This window comes from Verruconatronum alginivorum (genome assembly GCF_056590205.1).
Genome location: NZ_JBWPVQ010000001.1, coordinates 5,142,354 through 5,158,999, shown reverse-complemented (window position 1 = coordinate 5,158,999; position 16,646 = coordinate 5,142,354). Strand labels below are relative to the sequence as shown.

The 16,646-nt window shown below is 60.5% G+C and carries 9 protein-coding genes; 3 read left to right on the top strand and 6 right to left on the bottom strand.

Features of this window, described 5'->3' with window-relative positions; translation table 11 throughout:
* Positions 1–5: 5 nt before the first annotated feature.
* Positions 6–1,130: an alanine racemase gene (alr, locus tag ACWUI2_RS18895; RefSeq protein WP_486984400.1), complete on the top strand. Its 1,125-nt coding sequence runs from the start codon at positions 6–8 to the stop codon at positions 1,128–1,130.
* 87 nt (positions 1,131–1,217) lie between these two features.
* Positions 1,218–3,752, top strand: coding sequence for a hypothetical protein (locus tag ACWUI2_RS18890; protein ID WP_486984399.1), 2,535 nt, complete (start codon positions 1,218–1,220; stop codon positions 3,750–3,752).
* A gap of 27 nt (positions 3,753–3,779) precedes the next feature.
* On the opposite strand, the gene ACWUI2_RS18885 is transcribed toward ACWUI2_RS18890, so the two are convergent.
* The 3 genes from ACWUI2_RS18885 to ACWUI2_RS18875 are packed head-to-tail and all read right to left on the bottom strand — an operon-like array spanning position 3,780 to position 11,516.
* Positions 3,780–5,612 carry a DUF2264 domain-containing protein gene (locus ACWUI2_RS18885; RefSeq protein ID WP_486984398.1) on the bottom strand — a complete coding sequence of 611 codons (1,833 nt, stop codon included), beginning with the start codon at positions 5,610–5,612 and terminating at the stop codon, positions 3,780–3,782.
* Between the two features lie 13 nt (positions 5,613–5,625).
* Positions 5,626–7,776: a BamA/OMP85 family outer membrane protein gene (locus tag ACWUI2_RS18880; RefSeq protein ID WP_486984397.1), complete on the bottom strand. Its 2,151-nt coding sequence runs from the start codon at positions 7,774–7,776 to the stop codon at positions 5,626–5,628.
* A 20-nt stretch (positions 7,777–7,796) separates the two neighbouring features.
* Positions 7,797–11,516: a translocation/assembly module TamB domain-containing protein gene (locus ACWUI2_RS18875; protein WP_486984396.1), complete on the bottom strand. Its 3,720-nt coding sequence runs from the start codon at positions 11,514–11,516 to the stop codon at positions 7,797–7,799.
* 329 nt (positions 11,517–11,845) lie between these two features.
* Between ACWUI2_RS18875 and ACWUI2_RS18870 the strand changes: the two genes are divergently transcribed.
* A complete protein-coding gene (locus tag ACWUI2_RS18870) occupies positions 11,846–12,676 on the top strand; it encodes a polysaccharide lyase (protein WP_486984395.1) in 831 nt (276 codons plus the stop codon).
* A 48-nt stretch (positions 12,677–12,724) separates the two neighbouring features.
* Here ACWUI2_RS18870 and ACWUI2_RS18865 read toward each other — a convergent pair whose 3' ends face one another.
* The 3 genes from ACWUI2_RS18865 to ACWUI2_RS18855 are packed head-to-tail and all read right to left on the bottom strand — an operon-like array spanning position 12,725 to position 16,510.
* Positions 12,725–14,572 (bottom strand): cytochrome c biogenesis protein, encoded by a 1,848-nt coding sequence (locus ACWUI2_RS18865; protein WP_486984394.1) that lies wholly within the window; start codon positions 14,570–14,572, stop codon positions 12,725–12,727.
* A complete protein-coding gene (locus ACWUI2_RS18860) occupies positions 14,569–15,732 on the bottom strand; it encodes a cytochrome c biogenesis ResB family protein (protein ID WP_486984393.1) in 1,164 nt (387 codons plus the stop codon). Before ACWUI2_RS18860 ends, ACWUI2_RS18865 begins: the two co-directional genes overlap by 4 nt.
* 19 nt (positions 15,733–15,751) lie before the next feature.
* On the bottom strand, positions 15,752–16,510 hold the full coding sequence (locus ACWUI2_RS18855) for a hypothetical protein (RefSeq protein WP_486984392.1): 759 nt from the start codon (positions 16,508–16,510) through the stop codon (positions 15,752–15,754).
* Positions 16,511–16,646 lie beyond the last annotated feature (136 nt).

The following is a 16,646-nucleotide window of genomic DNA, read 5'->3' as shown; positions in this document are numbered from 1 at the left end:
ATCCCATGTCGAATCCATTCCCTTTCCGGTGCTGGGCCGAAATCAATTTAGCAACGATCGCCGCCAACGCGAAGTCGATCCGGCGCCGCCTTCCGAAAAGAACCCGCTACATTTCCGTAATCAAAGCCGACGGTTACGGTCTCGGAGCAGCCCGAATCCTTCCTCCCCTTAAAGAAGCGGGAGTCGATATCTTCGCCGTGGCCAACATCGCGGAAGGAGCCGAACTGCGGGCGTTGGATCCGAAAATCCCGATTCTCCTGCTCAGCGCAACGCTCCCCGGGGAAGAGGATTACCTTTCCGAATACAACCTGATTCCCACGCTCTCCACCGCCGACGAGGTCCGACGCGTCCAAGCGGTTTCGGATCGGCACGGACGGGTTCTGCCGGTCCATCTGAAATTCGACACCGGCATGGGCCGTCTCGGCACCTGGCATGATGCGGCGGGTGGACTGCTCGAAGCCGCGTTCGCCGCCCCGGGCCTCCGGGTCGAGGGCCTCTACTCCCACCTCGCCGCCGCCGGAGAGGACGATGACTTCACCCGGCTCCAACACGACCGGTTCCTCTTCATCTTAAAGAACCTCTCCCGCCCCTCGACCGATTTGCTCATTCACATTTCAAACAGCGCCGGGCTGGCCTCCGTCCCTCCCTCCGATCCTTTCAATGCGGTTCGGGTCGGCTTGCTTCAATTCGGTTATTTCCCCACGCCTGACTCGCCGCTGGCCGAATACAATGTCACGCCCGCGGTCGGTCTTCATGCCCGGGTCAGTGTCGTCAAGGATATGCCCGCCGGCGCCACCATCAGTTACAGCCGCACCCACACGCTGCGACGCGATTCGCGCATCGCGGTGGTCACCGCCGGTTACGCCGACGGTATTTTCCGCGCCTGCAGCAACCGTGGCCAGGTTTTGGTCCGCGGCCACCGCTGCCCGATCCTCGGTAACGTCACCATGGATGAAATCGTGATCGACGTGACCTCCCTCCCCGAGGTCGCCCCCGGAGACCTCGCCACCTTTTTCGGAAGCCAGGGCGAATCCCAGATCACGCTCAACGAATACAGTGCATGGTCCCGCACCATCCCGTGGGAAAATCTCTGCGCTCTCGGCAAACGGCTCGTCCGAGTCTACGCCTGAACACGGGCCTCCCGCCTCCCAAAAGACATCCTAAGCACCTCGCGATTTTTCTTTAATCAGCGGGGAGGCGTATTATTCTTGAATGCCATGAAAACTGCCCATCGCTTTCATTCAATCCCCTTTCTTTCCCTCGTCGCCCCCCTCCTGTTTCTCGCAACCTGTCTCACCGCCCTCGCCGGGAATGAAGACCAGCAGGAGGTGGAACGGCCCGCCACCGATTCCGGATCGGCTGTCTTTCCCCTCGAAACCCGTGTCGCCGTCAAAACCGGCAATGATGGCCAGACTCGCGCACGAGTGACCTTGTTTTTCCCCAACAGCGGTTATGAAGTAACCGAATGGGGAGAAGTTTCCCGTCATGGGGCCGTATTCTCCGTCACGGTCGAAGCGGAGCGAACCGCGGACGAAGTCGTTCGACCGGTCATCACGCCAATCTCGCACGTTTATGATCTGGGACAGCCCTCACCGGGCAAATACGTTTTCGACGTATGGTCGCGCGGGCGACTACTCGCCCATGAATCATTCGAGGTGCGGGAGCCGGTAGACGATCCTTTCCCCGGCCACGCCCGGCTGGCAGTCCACCTCGATGATGACGGCGTCTATGTCGAGGCAACCGTCCGGTTCCGGGAAAGGGGATGGCGAATCACCGACTGGGGCGAACCGGCCCGCCACGGAAACGAGTGGACGATTCACGCCCAAGCCGAACGCCGCCATTGGAACGACGGTCAACAAGACTCCTACACACTCCGGGAGGAACGCCACCGCTACCACCTCGGCGTCATTCATTCGGGGCGTCATCATCTGGCCTTTTTCGTGAACCACGATCCGCTGGCCCGGACCTCCTTTACCGTTCCTGCCCCCTCCTTGCCCCAAGTCACACTCCAGGTGGATCCGCTGACCGAGAACCGGCCATTCCATCCCCTGCGCCTGCTGATTCAATCGGATAACGCCCATCTAATCGACCCCGACTCCTTCGCCGACGCCAATCTCCGCATCGTCGGCCCGGGTGGATACGACACACACCCGGAGTTCGTCGATTGGCACCCGACATCGCATGGCCTGATCGCGGTCCGGTACCGAGCACATCCGCCGGGCCGAATCTGGACGGCCCGGGACAACGGAACCTACCGCGTCGCCCTCCGTCCCAACTCGATCCGAACCGTGGACGGTGACTACCTTCCCGGCCAACATCTCGGCACCTTTGATGTGAACATCGAACCAGGCCACCATCACCCGCTGCCGAAACTCGTCTCCTTCGTCCCCTCCAAAGAAACAGACAATAGTCTCGTTTTGGAAAACACCTATTCCGGAACCCTCACCGTCGCCTTCCCTGCCAGTAACGTCCAAGTCTCGGACTGGGGTTCGATCTTGCGCGAGGGACGGCATTTTCGGGTAGACGTGCAAGCCGTCTGGGACGGCGAAGTCGGACTTCCGGTCATCACCGAAAAATCTCATTCCTATCACCTTGGTACGCTCCCCCCGGGAGACTATGCGTTTTCACTGTATTCACGCGAAAGATACATGGGATCCGTGCACTTTTCGATCGAGGGAAGCGACCTTCCATCGGCGCGGGTGCGCAGCGATCCGATCGTCGAGCCGAGTCCTCACCCCCATCTGTTCCGCGTCCTCTTCCATTCCGAACATCCGATGGACCTCGACTCGATCCGCGAAACCATCCTGCGCGTGACCGGTCCGGAACATTTTTCCAAACCGGCCCGCCCGCTGAGCGTCCAACGTTACGTTGACGCGGAGCACGCCCGGGACCTCACCATAGCGGTCTATGCCGTCGAAGCGCCCGTCGGCGGCTGGCACTCCCGCTTCAACGGTCATTACTCGGTGATCGTCCCACACCATTCCATCCGGGACCAGGCGGGGCATTACCTGCCGGGAGGGGGCATCGGCGGCTTCCGAGTCCTTATCCGGGACCATGAGCCGCGACCCGGCGAACCGATTCTCACGCTTGAAATCGAGGAAGAAGAAGGCGTTTACTTCGCTCACGTCTTCGTCGACCCGAACGGCTCCGGATGGGAAATCGTTCGCTGGGGCGATCTCCGACTCCACGGCAACGCCTTCGTGGCCCCGGTCGAAATCGACGAAACGGCCGGGAACCTCGCCCTGCAATATCATCTCTTCCGCCTCGGGCGGCTCCAGGACGGCCATTGCCGCTTCATTCTTCGCGGCTCGAACCACTTCGTCATGGAAACGGAGTTCCTGATCGGCGACAATCCGGTTACCCCCTACGAACAATGGCGCCGGGCAGCGGAGGAACTACTCGAAGAAGAAGGCCATTCGGTCGACACGATTACCGATCTTCTTACGCTTCGCGAATATGCCTTCGCCCTCGATCCTCGCCAGACGGCTTCCAATCCATTGCGCCTGGACCGGCAGGAGACGGGCGGCGTTTCCTTCTCTTTCCCGGCCGCCTCGGCCGCCAACGACATTTCGTTCCGCATTGAAGCCTCCCATAATCTGCGCGACTGGACCGACGTGACGGATGCGGTCTTCCTGCGTCAAGTGGTCTCAGAAAACGATGGCGTCGAGCGACAGGTCATCGACTGGCCGGACCATGAAAACCACCGCTTTGTCCGGGTGCGGGCAGTTCGTCGGCAGGCAACCGCGCCTTGATTCCGCTTCGCCCTCGCTCGGCGAGGATCATCGGCCTTCGCGGCAATCAATCAGCACCTGGCCGTCCCGATAGAGCTGGCCCCCTTCCCAGGAAAAATCGTCCAGGCATTCCCGTCCCACACCTTCCTGCTTTTCTCCAGGCAATCCGGCGACGGAACAAACCAGCCAATGTTCACCGGAAACATGTTCTCCAGTCAGCCCGGGCAGCGAAACCAGCGGCCACCGCAAGTTGGTGTTCGGCTGCGGAACGATCATTTCCCCTCGCCTTCCGGACGACAGATCCCGCAGTCCGGAGAATCCGTGGCCGGTGGCTATCCACGCCATTCCTCCTTCCATCGAACGCTCCTCCACATCCTTCCACACCCGCTTCAAAGCGAAGCCTCCTTCGAAGGATTTTAGTGGACGCGCCGTTCGTATCCGGTGAATTCGGACATGTCCGGGCAACGATACCGCCAGCCAGGTTTCAACTTCAACATCAGGCCAGGGACGCCACCAGAGATAAAGAATTCCCCCGTTCAACTCCCGGGCTTCCAATGCGCCGCGTCCCCGCCAATCCCTTTCGTCGTCGGTCAAAAGCAGCATGCTGTCAGCCCCCCCGGCCTCCGGGGAAGTTCCTCCGACCGGCACGCCGAACCCGAATGCTGCGGAGTAGGCGAACTTCGCGTATTTCTCAGCCGCGAAACGAAGTTTCCCGGACGGCAAATCATGTCCTGACAGAGCGAATACATGCTCGCGTGATGCATCCCGCGCGACCAGTGACGGAATCGCTTTCTGGACCGAAACCGGCGGGCCTTCCCATTCCTCCTCCGGCGCCTGCCAAAAAGGATGATCGGTCGGCAAAGCCAACGGAAGAAACGCCTTGAACGCCCAATAGGGGGATCCTGGTGAATTGTAAGCCTCGGCCGCGATCAAATTCGGATATCCGTAGCCGATGGTGAGAAGCCCCGTTTCCGTGAAAATCGGCTGGGCGAACCAATGGCGCAAATGACGAAGGTAAATCCCTTTCATTTTCGACCAGGGAAGGACCGGCAAATCCGCGTAGGCGCAAGCGCCCCAGAAGGCCGCCTGCACAAACCGGTAAGTCAGACTGCGACCGAACGGCAGCGCCGGGCCGTCGGGCGCAAACCAGGCGGCATATTGCGGCGCGAACTCAGCTGCCCGCTTCCGGAAGCGGGCAGCTCGCTCCGGATCCGTCTCGCCACGGATCTTCGCGTAAAGAAGGCCGGGAAAGTGAAACCCGGTGGCCACGTAATAATCCCGGTTCCCTCCGGGTCCGTCGCCATACCAGCCGTCGCGGAGATAAAACTGCTCCATCCGGTCAAGATCGGCTTCCATCCGGTCCGAATCAAACGGCCCGCCCAGCCGCTCAAACGCCAGGTTCACCAACACCCGGAAAAACAGCCAATTGTTGTCCGGAACCGCCTTCCGGTTAACAACCGACATCCATGCCAGAAGATTTGCCCGGTCTCTCTTCTCCAAAGGTTTCCAAAGATGGTCTCCGGCGAGAATCAAGGCGACCGCGACCGGCGCCATTTCCACGAAAAACTGCGATTTGTCAGAAGCGTCTCCCCAATAATGGGGATGGCTCGGATCGACTCCCTCCCGCAACGCGTCCCGCAAAAGCGCCCATCCATCGAAGTCGGATCCGCCGGCCGCCAGTGGCGCGAGCCCCCAAAGCGGTCGGGCCAGGCTTTCAATAGAACTTGCTGGTTGTCCGAAAGAGGCCTGGTTGGCCCCGAGGGTTACCGCGGCGCCACCGACCTCGAGGCGACGGGCGACCGGCGACCAAAGATCGACGAGCGCCCGGGCTAGCTCGTCGCGATTTCGCAGCGGATTATTGGCCAGTTTGGACGAAACCATGGCAGCGGTAAGGTCAGAATGGAAATCCGATCGAGAGGTGCAACGCTCCCGCCGGATCCCCGGGTCGCGGGTTCAAGTTATGGCCATACTCCAACCGAATCGGACCGATAAACGTTTTATATCGGATCCCCAGTCCGACCGAAAACAATTCCTCGTCGAAGGGATAGTCCCCGAACCGTCGCGCGAAGCCGATCGAATCCGAAAAAGCAACCACCGACCACCGCTCGGTCAGCGCTTGCTCCAACTCCAGATTCAACAACAGATACGTTTCCGACCCGACCAATTCGTTCGCCTCATTTCGCGGTGAAGCCTCCCCTTCCAGATATCCCCGGACGGTTCGCTCCCCCCCCATCAGAAAACGTTTGTTAATCGGGATTTCATCCTCCACCCGCCCGCCCGTATGCAGAATTCCATGATGCAAGGCCGCGTGAATAAAAAGCCCGCGTCCCAATCCGCGGTGATACGACCCACTGATTTCCATCCGTTGATAATCGACTTCGCCGCCAAACACGTTCGACGCGACTTCGAAGTTGCTGACCACGTTGTGACCCCGCTCCGGATAAATCGGGTTGTCTCGCAAGTCCCGCTGGAGCGTCAGATCGACCGCCCCCACCACCGCCCGCGCCAAGCCGTCCGGTCCGCTCGAGATTCCCGCCCGGCTTTCCAACAATTGGAAGCTGTAGCGCAACCCTGCGTCCAAATCGAGGCGATAGAAAAGGGTCTGCAAACCGACCGTCGTCCCGAACTCCCGCCGGTCGAAGTCGACTTCTTCCCGGCGCAATCCGAAGACCGAGCCAAATCCGTGCACGTCCTCCCCGAACAACTCCGGGACCATGTAACGGTAATTGACACTCGACGCCCGCAACGACTGGGCCAGCAACAACCTCGACCGATGAGCCCGTCCCCAGAGGTTGAATTGCTCCACCTCCAACCCAAGCCGCAGCATTTCATAGCTGCCGTATCCAAACAGAAGATTCACGTCGATCTCCTTTCCTTCTTCCACGGTAAACACGACATCCCGGGTGTTTTCGTCCACTTCGACGATTTCCGCGTCGACCCAATTGAACGCCCCCAGCCGGGCCAGCCGAAACCGCCCTCGGTCCACCCGGACCCGGTTCAACGGTTCCCCCGGGATCAGATCAACCCGTCTCCTCATGATCGCCTCCCTGGTCCGCTCGTTTCCTTCAAACCGCAACTCGCCGACTTCGACATACGGTCCGGTCTCGACTCGAAACAACATATCGACCAACACCCGGCCATCCACCGTTTCCCGCGCCTCGGCCTGACTCGTCACTTCGGTATCAGGATAACCGAGTTCGTAAAACTCCCGCCGGAAATCCTGGGCTCGATCTTGTATCCAAATTCGTGAATACGGCTGGTTCGCACGCACTTCCAGCGGACTTTCCTCAATTTCTCCGTCGACCGAAACCACCACCCGCGCGCTTCGAATCACCGACCTAATCCCCTCGGTCACCCCCACCACGACGTTTACCGCACCGGTTTCGTCGTTCCGTTCGAGCGAACGGACCACCACCCGCGCCCGTTCGTAACCCCGCCGCACGAGGATCTCCCGCAAATTGTTTAAACCCGCTTCCAGTCTCGACTGGGTAAAAACCCGGGTTTGCCTAGTTTGGAACAAGAAGCCGGTCGAGACGAAAAATCCCCGGGCTTCCTCCTCCTCGATCGCGTCCAATCCTTCGAACTCAACCGATTCATAAAAATACAACACCCCGGGACGCACCCGAAAATCGACCGCCGTCGCCCGCATCGGCCGGGGGAGTTCCGTCAACTGCCGTTCATCCCAAAGAAAACTTTGCCGATCCTGGTCAGCCAAACTGATCCGCGCCTCCACCTCAGGCTGCAAATATCCGTCCTGCTGCAATTGTGCCAGGAGAAGCAAAGCGGCGTCTTCGATCTGGGTTGCCGAAAAGTAAGCCGGCGGCGCATCCGGATCACGGATCATTTCCAGGGTCCGCATCAGCGAGCGATTGCCGAGAAAGCCGTAGCCACGCACCCGCATCCGGGCTTCGTCCCCCTCGATCTCCTCCTCTGCGGTCATCGCGGGCTCCCCGGTCTCTTCCGCGGCCCCGGTCTCCTCCGCGGCCCCCACCGCGCCGAGTCCGAAAAGCATCAATAAAAGGACGACCCAAAAAATCCGCGGCATTTTTCTTCCTGGCTTTCGATTCACCGCGAATAAATATTCCACTTCAATCCGGCGTTGTATTCATCGAACCGATCGTATTCCCCCGTCACCGACCACCGGTCGGTTAAGCGAAACTCGATCGCCATCGTCTCGCGCCCCCCTTCCGAGACTTGTTCCCCGGTCCGAATGGTCAACCGGTCGCCGGCCGCGTCGTCTCCCGTGATTTCATACAGAAGATTCTGCCCAAAATAAATGGCGAACCGGCTCGCCCGCTGCTGGGTCGTGAACCGGATTTCCTCCCGCGGCAATTCTCCGGTGGTGACCATCAGCAAGGCCTGCTCGGAGGTGAGCGGAGGATTGGCAACAAACTCGATGACAGGCGTTTCCGCCGTTCCCGTGACTTCCATGGTCAGATCGTATCCAAACGCCATTCCGCCCGCAACGATAAACAATTGCGGAGTGAACGGGTCCTCTCGGCGAAGGGCGATCTCCCCCTGCTGAATCGACATCCCCGCAAAGGGAAAACGGACTCGCCCGGTGTCGATCGTCGCCGCTCCAATCGCCCGCGGTTCCTCCAAGGTCCCCGACAGGTTGAAGTTCGCCGAGATCTCTCCCTGGAAGATCGGTCCCCGGACGTTCAGGAATCCAGGTCCCCGCAAATCGACGTCGAGTCGCCAGTCGGCGAACGGCTGTTGCTCCACGCTGAAAAACGGGGGTCTCCGATCCGGGGTGGCCACCGCTCCGCCGGTCGGCATCAAACGCAAATGCGCCAGGTAAAAGCTGTCCCGCAAGTCGACCCGGCCCGAAATGAGCGGCGTCGCCCCCGCCCGGCTCTTTATGGCCAAATTCAAATCGCCCCGGATCACCACCCCGGGCTGCCGCACCAAGGGAATGTTGCGACCTCCCACTGCCAGATCAAAACCCAACGGTTGCTCGAACGGAACGTCGACCGTCCCGCTGATCCGCAAACGTTCGCCGCCGATCACGGCGCTGATTTCATCGATCACCGCCTGGCGCTCCCGAAAGGCCACTCGCACCGTCCCGTCCCGGATCGCCCCGAGCGGCATGATTGGACGGGTCGCCACGTCGTCGACCGTCAGATGTCCGGCCAACATGCCCCCGGGAAGGATTTCGATATCGGCGCGCAACACCCCCTGCGGACTCAGAATCCCGGGCGCGAAGCGGGTGAAAGCCGAGACCCGGGCTTCCGGGATCCGAATCCGTCCGGTCGCGGATTCCCACTCCGGGATTTGGCGATCGCCGAACAACGCGGCCCAGGCTTCTTCCCCCATCGGCAATTCCGCCCGCGCCTCCACCCGTTGCCGTTCCACCTCCAGACTCAACTCTTCCAACCGCACCGCCTCCAGGTCGAAACGGGTATCAATCCGGAGATTGCGCAATTCCGGCGGTGGTTGCGCCCCCGGCTCAGCGGGCGCTCCGAAAAAGATCCTTCCAGAACTCGCCCGAATATAACCAACCGGCGAGGAGGGTGTGCCGGAGACTTCCGCCATCAAACGGGGGTTCTCCAAACGAACTCCGGTTAATTCCCCCAATTGCTCCCAAAATTCGGCTTGGGGATGCGTGATCGCCCGGATTTCGATTCGACCGTCTTCCCGGATCGCCACCAACTCATCCCGTCCCGGCCAGAGCGACACGGGCAAGGTTCCTTCCAAGAGCGCGAGCACTTCATCCACACTCCCCGCTTCCAACCGCTCAATTTCCAATTCTTCATCGGCTCCCCGGACCGCCAGCGAGAAGAACAACTGGTCTTCCGCGACGTCCACCCGCACGTCGGCAAGCGCCTCGAACCGAATGGGCCCGTTCTCCCAGTCCCCGGTGATTTTTCCGGCGATCAACCGGACCGGCGCCTCATCCATGTCGACAAAATCTTTCAGCATCCCGGTATCCAATTCCGCTGCGCCGACGGAAAACCGTCCCCGTTCCGGCCAAGCCACGTTCGCTGACGCCCGCACTTCCCGTCCGTCCCCCAGCCACTCCAATCGATCCAATTCGACTGCCACCCGCTCTCCGCTCCAATCGGCCCGCAGTCGGCTTGGCCCGGTCGACCGCAACAACGTCTCCTCTCCCCGGCTCAAATGGAACTCCCGAAGATCAATCCCCGCCTCCCCTTCCCCGAGCCGGGTCGAGCCATCGAGTCGCAACGACCCATCCCCTGCCGTCCAAGCCAAGACAAACTCCGCCAAATCGGCCATCTTTCCGGACCACTCCAGCCGCCCGTCACCCGGATGGACTTTCGGCGCGACGAACCCGCTGACCTGCAAGGTCCCGCGATGGACCAGATCCGCCACGGGTCCCTCGAAATCGCCCTCCAATTCCACCCGCGAAAAGCCAATCTCCTCCGGCAACCAGTTACGCGCCGGTCCCGCTCCGAAACTCCCCTGGATCTTGCCACGCTCGAAACGCATCGCATCCAGATCAAGACTGGCCTCCGCCACGAGGGTGGACGCCTCCTCCGCTAAAATCCGCAACGAGGTGATTCCCAGGATCGGCCATTTCAAGTCGCCGTTTATTTCCACTTGCTCCAACTCGACGTCGAATCCAGCCAAGTCGTTGCCCACCAATCGGAAATCAACCTCCGGAAACCTCTCCTCCCCGGGCGCGATCCGGACCGCTCCGCGAACGCTTCCGGCCAAATCGACGAAGGGCTGGGCCGACAAATCCGCCGCCACCTCGAACAGAGAACGTCCGCTCAACAACTCTCCGGTATAATCCATCGTCACCGGGTCCGATAATGTCGCCTGCAACCAAGGCGACCGAACGTCCAATCGCTCAACCGAAAAAGCCTCCAAATCCCCCCGGGCCCCCGCCTCCACCCGCAAGGGAGGGAATCGTCCTTCCCAATCCCGCTCCGGTTCCGCCTGACCGCTCAGATCCGCCTGAAAACGTCCTTCCCGCCATTCGATTTCCAGCGATCCACGCACCTCCCCATATCCTTCCAATTCCAAAAATTCCTGCGGCAACCGGAAGTCGGTCGAATGGAACCGGGCGGTTTCGGGCAAATAACCGTGACGCGGAAACTCGGCGTCCGCCCGCAACAGATTTCCGGCCAACGTGGCTTCGCTGCGGATATCGATCCGGTCTGCGACCCGGGCGACGAACACTTCCACGGCGAACGGAAATGGATCGAGATTCCCGCGAAGCGTCAACGGCAGTCCGGCACCCAGATCGCCATAAAAGACGACCACTTGCTCGAACGCCGGATCGAAAACCTCGGCAGTCAACTCCCCATCCAACCACGTTGCGCCGCGCACCTCAATGGTCCGGTCCGCGACCTCCACCTCACCCTCGCCGAGGGAGGCCCGAGGCACCCACCGGGTGACCACCGGCAAAATCTCTTCAATATGGCCGAAAATGTCATAAACGGAAATCGTCTCTTCCCGCGTCGGCTCCTCTTCGACCGGCGCCGTTTCAGCGTCAACCGCCTGAATAACCACCCGCCAGCCTTCGACCGCCGCATAGTCGAGTTCATGAATTCCCCGCCACCGGCTCCAGAGCCACCCCGCCGGGAGATACCCCTCGACCCGGTCCGCATGCGCCGCGACTCCCTCCCGGACATAACTCACGTCATGCAGCACGAACCGGTCGTAACCGACGCGCTCGTAGCGTTCATGTTCGACATCGAACCGACTCAACACCGGATCCAACACCCACGGCAGCCAAAGCGGCAACGCGGCCAGGACCAGGAGAAAGAGGAGGAGAAGGCCCACCAGGGCGAGCCCGAATCTTTTTGCCCATACCACCGGTCTAAAGAAGCAACACTTATACGGATTCGCAACCCCTGTTCTGCGAGAGAATCGCCTCTCTTCCGATTCCTTCCTCGCGCCACGCCATTGAAAATGGTGGGGAAAACAGACAACCATCTGTCATTGCGAGGAAGGAGGAACGACTGACGCGGCAATCCACCTTCCGGGAAAGGGGGCGCGAGTCGCTGTTTCGTGGATGGCTTCGTCGGCGGAGCCTCCTCGCAATGAAACGATGGTGAGCCCACGACTTCTGATTACACCCCTTCCCCGCCCCCCGGCTGACCCCACGGGTTGCCAAGTCCGCTCGAAAATGGCAACCTGCCGCAATGATCACATTCAACCTCTCGCCATGGGCCCGCCTTTCGGCAGCCGCAACCTTCCTCCTCGCCAACTTCGCCGTGGCCGGCACACCCCTTTTGAAAGAGGATTTCGAAACGGAGAAAAGAGGCGGACTCTACTCCGCCTTAGTCTCCCATAACCTCCTGCAAATCGCCGAGGGTGAAGGCGTGAACGGCGGAAACGCCTTGAAGGCGACTTACGAGGGTTACGAACGAGGCAGCCACCGCATCGTGGTCCGTGTGCCCCTTTCCGAACAAGCGAACGAGGTCACCCTCTCCTACGACGTCCGTTTCGACGACGGTTTCGACTTCGTCCGGGGCGGCAAATTACACGGCGTCGGCCCGGTGGCACCCGTCACCGGCGGCAACCCACTGACTCCCGAAGGCTGGAGCGCACGGGTCAATTTCGGGAGGGAGGGCGAAATCCGGACCTACCATTACGTCCAAAACCACCCAAGGCGTTACGGCCAAGGGTTCCCCTCCCCGGACCACAAGTTCACCGTCAACGGCTACCAAGCCGTTTCGTTGCACGTGAAATTGAACGATCCCGACGAATCGAACGGTTTTGCCAACATCTACCTGAACGGCGAACTCGCGGTGGAACACACCAATATCCAATTCCGGGCGACTGACGACCCGAAGTCCTTAATCAGCCAATTCCTTTTTTCCACGTTCCACGGAGGGTCCAGTCCGGACTGGGCGCCCAAAACGCCCGACGGCGAATACGCCACCCATTACGCATGGTTCGACAATTTCGTCGTCTATCGCGGGAAAAACATCCGCCAGGAACCGGGAGCCTGTTGGCAGGATTCCGAGTAGCCATCTCCCAACCGGCGTCTGGCGAAAAACCGTATGCCCGAAAACGGGCTACGGTTTACGTCCCAAAAACGCCGCTCCCATGATCAGGAACTGGCTCACCATGAAACTGCCGAGCCAGAACGGAGCTCCGTCCATGAATCCGTAGGAATGCAGCCCGACGCCCAGCATGTTGACCCCGAACCATGCGAAACTGACGATGACTCCGGCGAAAACCGCACTGACCGCCATCCCCCGCGGACCGATCATGCCGCCCCAGCGCAGATGCAGGATGATCGCCAGCCATAACACGATCAACAACGCCCCGTTTTCCTTCGGATCCCATCCCCAGAAACGTCCCCACGACTGGTCCGCCCAGATCCCCCCGAGCACCGTGCCCGCGAAACTGAACAGCAGCCCGAAACAAACGATCCCATAGATCATGCCCGCCGCCGTTTTCCATTGGGCCGGGCTCATACCGCCCCCGAAAAGATTCCGCAAAATCGCGAACGCCCCCACGCCGGCCCCGACGAAGGTCGCCGAATACCCGATGGTGATCACCACCACATGGGTCGCCAGCCAGAAATTCGAGTTCAAAACCGCCCGCATCACTTCCACCGTGTCCCCGTCGTTGCCGAGGTTGTGCGCCACCACCAGGGTCAAAAATCCGAGCACCGCCGCCACCGCCGACCCCATAGTATTGCGGTAAATCCGCTCCTGAATCATCGCCAGAATCACCGCCCCCCAGCCGACGAAGATCGCCGACGCATAGAGATTGGTCACCGGCGGACGCTCCTGCAGATACATCCGGAAAAGCAGGCCCGCCGTATGGGCTGCCAACGCCACCAGGATCAACGCCGCCGAGGTCCGGGCAAAGGGCAACCGACTTCCCGTCCACGCCCCGGTGAGCAATAAAAAGGCCGCCAGATAAAGCACCGAACTTTTCAAAAACAAATCCAACTGATTGAAGATCGACTCGTGGCGGGCCCGGTTGGTCGCATCCGGAAAATGGTTACGCATCCAACCAAGGAGCGCGTAAACATGGGCGTTGAACTCCGCCGCCTCCCCCCGGGCGAAACTTTCAATGATGTTCTTGTAGCCGACCACATGCGGCGGCACCGTCACGTCGTCCAACGCCCGGGCCATGCTCTCGCCGATCGAGATCCACTCGCCCCGCGGTTTCTCCGGATGCGGATAGGCGATCGGAAAGAATTGGGCCAGGTCCGCGAACGACGAATACAGGAACACCGCCTGCTGCACCTCGGCGATATCGGAGTCCGACAAACTCCCGGTCGGCTGTTCCCGCATCCGCACCAAAATCGGCCCCAGCACTTCGCCGTGCCGGGTCAACGTCGTCCCCAACGTATCCGGATCCCCGAAGTGCAGGCTGTGACGCAGTCGCCAATAGAGCGCCAGGGTGTAATCGAGTTTCAACAAGGCTTCCTGGTAAATGCTCCGTTCCTCCCGGCGTAACTCCCGGGCCATCTCCGCCTGGCGTTGCAACTCTCCGCCATGGGGACGGATTTCATTGAAAGTGAACACATAACGCGACTCCCCTTCCTTTCCGAGCATCGCCAGCAAATCCGGGTGATGCACCAGAAAAACCGGCAATGTATCCGTCACATCAGGACGGGCGATCAAGTGCAAGAGCCACTCCGTCGCCCCCATCCGCCCGCCGTCCGGCAACCGGACCGTCGAGCGTCCCTGGAGGGCCAACAACGAATCGCGGGCGAGCGAATCGATGTTTTTCACTCGACCTTCCGACAACGCCGGCAGGCGGCCAAACGCGTCAAAGTCCCACTCGTCCTCACCGGCCGACGACGGCAAAAAGCCGGTCATGATCCAAGCGAAAGCGATCGCCACCGCCACCATCGGGAGAATGTTCTCCCGGAGCCAATTTTTACCGCTTCCTTGCATCATACCATTCCTCCCGCTCTACGCTTCCCCGCCCGGAGAATGCCCAGGACGAACTGCCAGATCAATCCGCCCGACACTACGACGCACCCGATATACGGCAACAGCCAACCGGGATTACGCACGACTTGCAGGATCGAAGTCTGGTCGTCGTTGGCGTAACTCGCCTGATAAAAGGTTTCGCCCCGGTAGCGGAGCGGACTGTTCATCGAGATCAAAATTTCCCGGTCTTCATTGCTGTCCATATCCAACAAGCGGATACGACTCGCGAACGCCCGGGGAATCTCCGTCCCCGGATATCGGTCATGGACGAATTCGAGCAAATGAATCCGATACGGCTTGTTGAAGCGCTTCGGCCGGATCGCCATCCAATATTCCCGGCCGTCATACTCGAAAAACTGCGGTTCGTCGATCACGGTGGAGAGCAACCAGCGTCCGAGCGGACCTTCCTCGCCGACGACCTGAACCAAGGCCGTGACCGAATTTCGGCCGTCGGTGGTGACCACTCTCGGCTCCTCCGCCACCGACAACTCCATCCCGATGCCCTCCGTCGCCATATCGGGATCGCGCGGCGCGAACGGCCCGCGCACGAAGATCCGCGAGTTCTGATAAAATTGCAGCACTTCGATCCGCACCGGCAGGTTCTCCGCCCCGATCGGCTCTCCGGACGCCATGATACTTTCCGAAACGCTCCACACCCGGTCATGGTCCGGATCGGAGGCGTCGACCACCACCAATTCCGCCAGCCGCGGCGCTTCCGTATAGGTCCGCGAACTCCCGACATCGAGAACCATGTCGCTCTCCCGGGCGAACAAGCCGGTCACCAATTCGCTGATCAAGAGAAGCGCGATTCCGCCATGGATCAACATCATCGGAATCTTGCTGGCCGAAAAACTGAACCGAACGATATGAGCCGCCGCCAAGTTGACCAACAACAACGCCCCGAGCAACCAACCCCCCGGAAAGATCGGCAAGTGCCTTCCCGACCCCGGCAGTTCGATCCAGACCCAGAAGGTCCGGATGTAGGTACTCATCACCTCCCAAATCCCGATGCGGGTCTGCGCCATGGTCGACAAAAAGACCAGCATCATCGAAAGGGACAACAAAACGACCGTCAGCCGCAAGGAACCGAGCGCACGAAAGATCGGCGGAATATTACGCTTCATACGATTTGAACAAACGGGGTTAATAACCGGTCACCGGGGCCGCTTCCTGGGCTTCGAATTGAACCGTATTCAAAAAAGCGATCAACGGCTCCTGTTGGGCGGCCGTCAACTCGTCGTCTCCCATCAACTTGAAGAACCAAGTTTGTCCCTCCCGGGAATGGATCGCCCCGAGGATCCGTTGGCGCCGCCCATCCGGACCGGCCCTTTCGCCCCCGATGTCGACCATCAAAAAGCGGTTATCCCCCGCCAGATGCTCGCCGATACCGGCGTCGAGTTCCTCCGGCGACAACGGCGCCAATGCGAGTTGTTCCCGCCACCGGTTCAGGTTGGCATGGAGTCCCCCGGTGTCGCCCGGAAAACTGGTCACCGAAATATCGACGAAATGCCCCTCTTCGTCGGCCACTAGAAAACTGGCCCGCCGCATCGCCCCTAGAGGCTGTTCCCGCCATTCGGCCGGAGCTTGGTAAACGATCCCCCGACTCGCCGGTTGCGGCGCAGGCTCATGGTGATGATGGTGATGATGGTGATGATGCCCATGGTCGTGACCGGCGTGGTCGTGTCCGGCGTGATGATGCCCATGGTCATGTCCAGCATGGTCGTGAGAATGGGGAAATCCCATTTCGGCCCTCGCCTCCCGCAGTTGCCGCCGAATGCTCGACTCCTCGGGAAGAGCCTCCTTCGGCACGGTATATTCGACCACTTCGTCACGCTGACAGCCGGTCGACAAAAAAACAGTCGCGACCAGCGCGACGGAAATAGCACGGAAAAACTTCTTCATCGGAGAGGCAAAGGGTTTACCAGAGCGCCTCCGCCGGGGCAAGCCCCAACCCGCTAGGAGCTTCGTGCTTTAGCCGAAGACAGTCGGCCAATGGAGTCTCGGCTCGACGAACCCGCATGTCCACCACGGCGGCTGA

What these genes read in the sequence shown, in the direction of transcription:
- ACWUI2_RS18885 (WP_486984398.1), bottom strand. Translation starts at nt 5,612, where the DNA reads ATGGTTTCGTCCAAACTGGCCAATAATCCGCTGCGAAATCGCGACGAG.
- alr (WP_486984400.1), top strand. Translation starts at nt 6, where the DNA reads ATGTCGAATCCATTCCCTTTCCGGTGCTGGGCCGAAATCAATTTAGCA.
- ACWUI2_RS18880 (WP_486984397.1), bottom strand. Translation starts at nt 7,776, where the DNA reads ATGCCGCGGATTTTTTGGGTCGTCCTTTTATTGATGCTTTTCGGACTC.
- ACWUI2_RS18870 (WP_486984395.1), top strand. Translation starts at nt 11,846, where the DNA reads ATGATCACATTCAACCTCTCGCCATGGGCCCGCCTTTCGGCAGCCGCA.
- ACWUI2_RS18855 (WP_486984392.1), bottom strand. Translation starts at nt 16,510, where the DNA reads ATGAAGAAGTTTTTCCGTGCTATTTCCGTCGCGCTGGTCGCGACTGTT.
- ACWUI2_RS18860 (WP_486984393.1), bottom strand. Translation starts at nt 15,732, where the DNA reads ATGAAGCGTAATATTCCGCCGATCTTTCGTGCGCTCGGTTCCTTGCGG.
- ACWUI2_RS18890 (WP_486984399.1), top strand. Translation starts at nt 1,218, where the DNA reads ATGAAAACTGCCCATCGCTTTCATTCAATCCCCTTTCTTTCCCTCGTC.
- ACWUI2_RS18865 (WP_486984394.1), bottom strand. Translation starts at nt 14,572, where the DNA reads ATGATGCAAGGAAGCGGTAAAAATTGGCTCCGGGAGAACATTCTCCCG.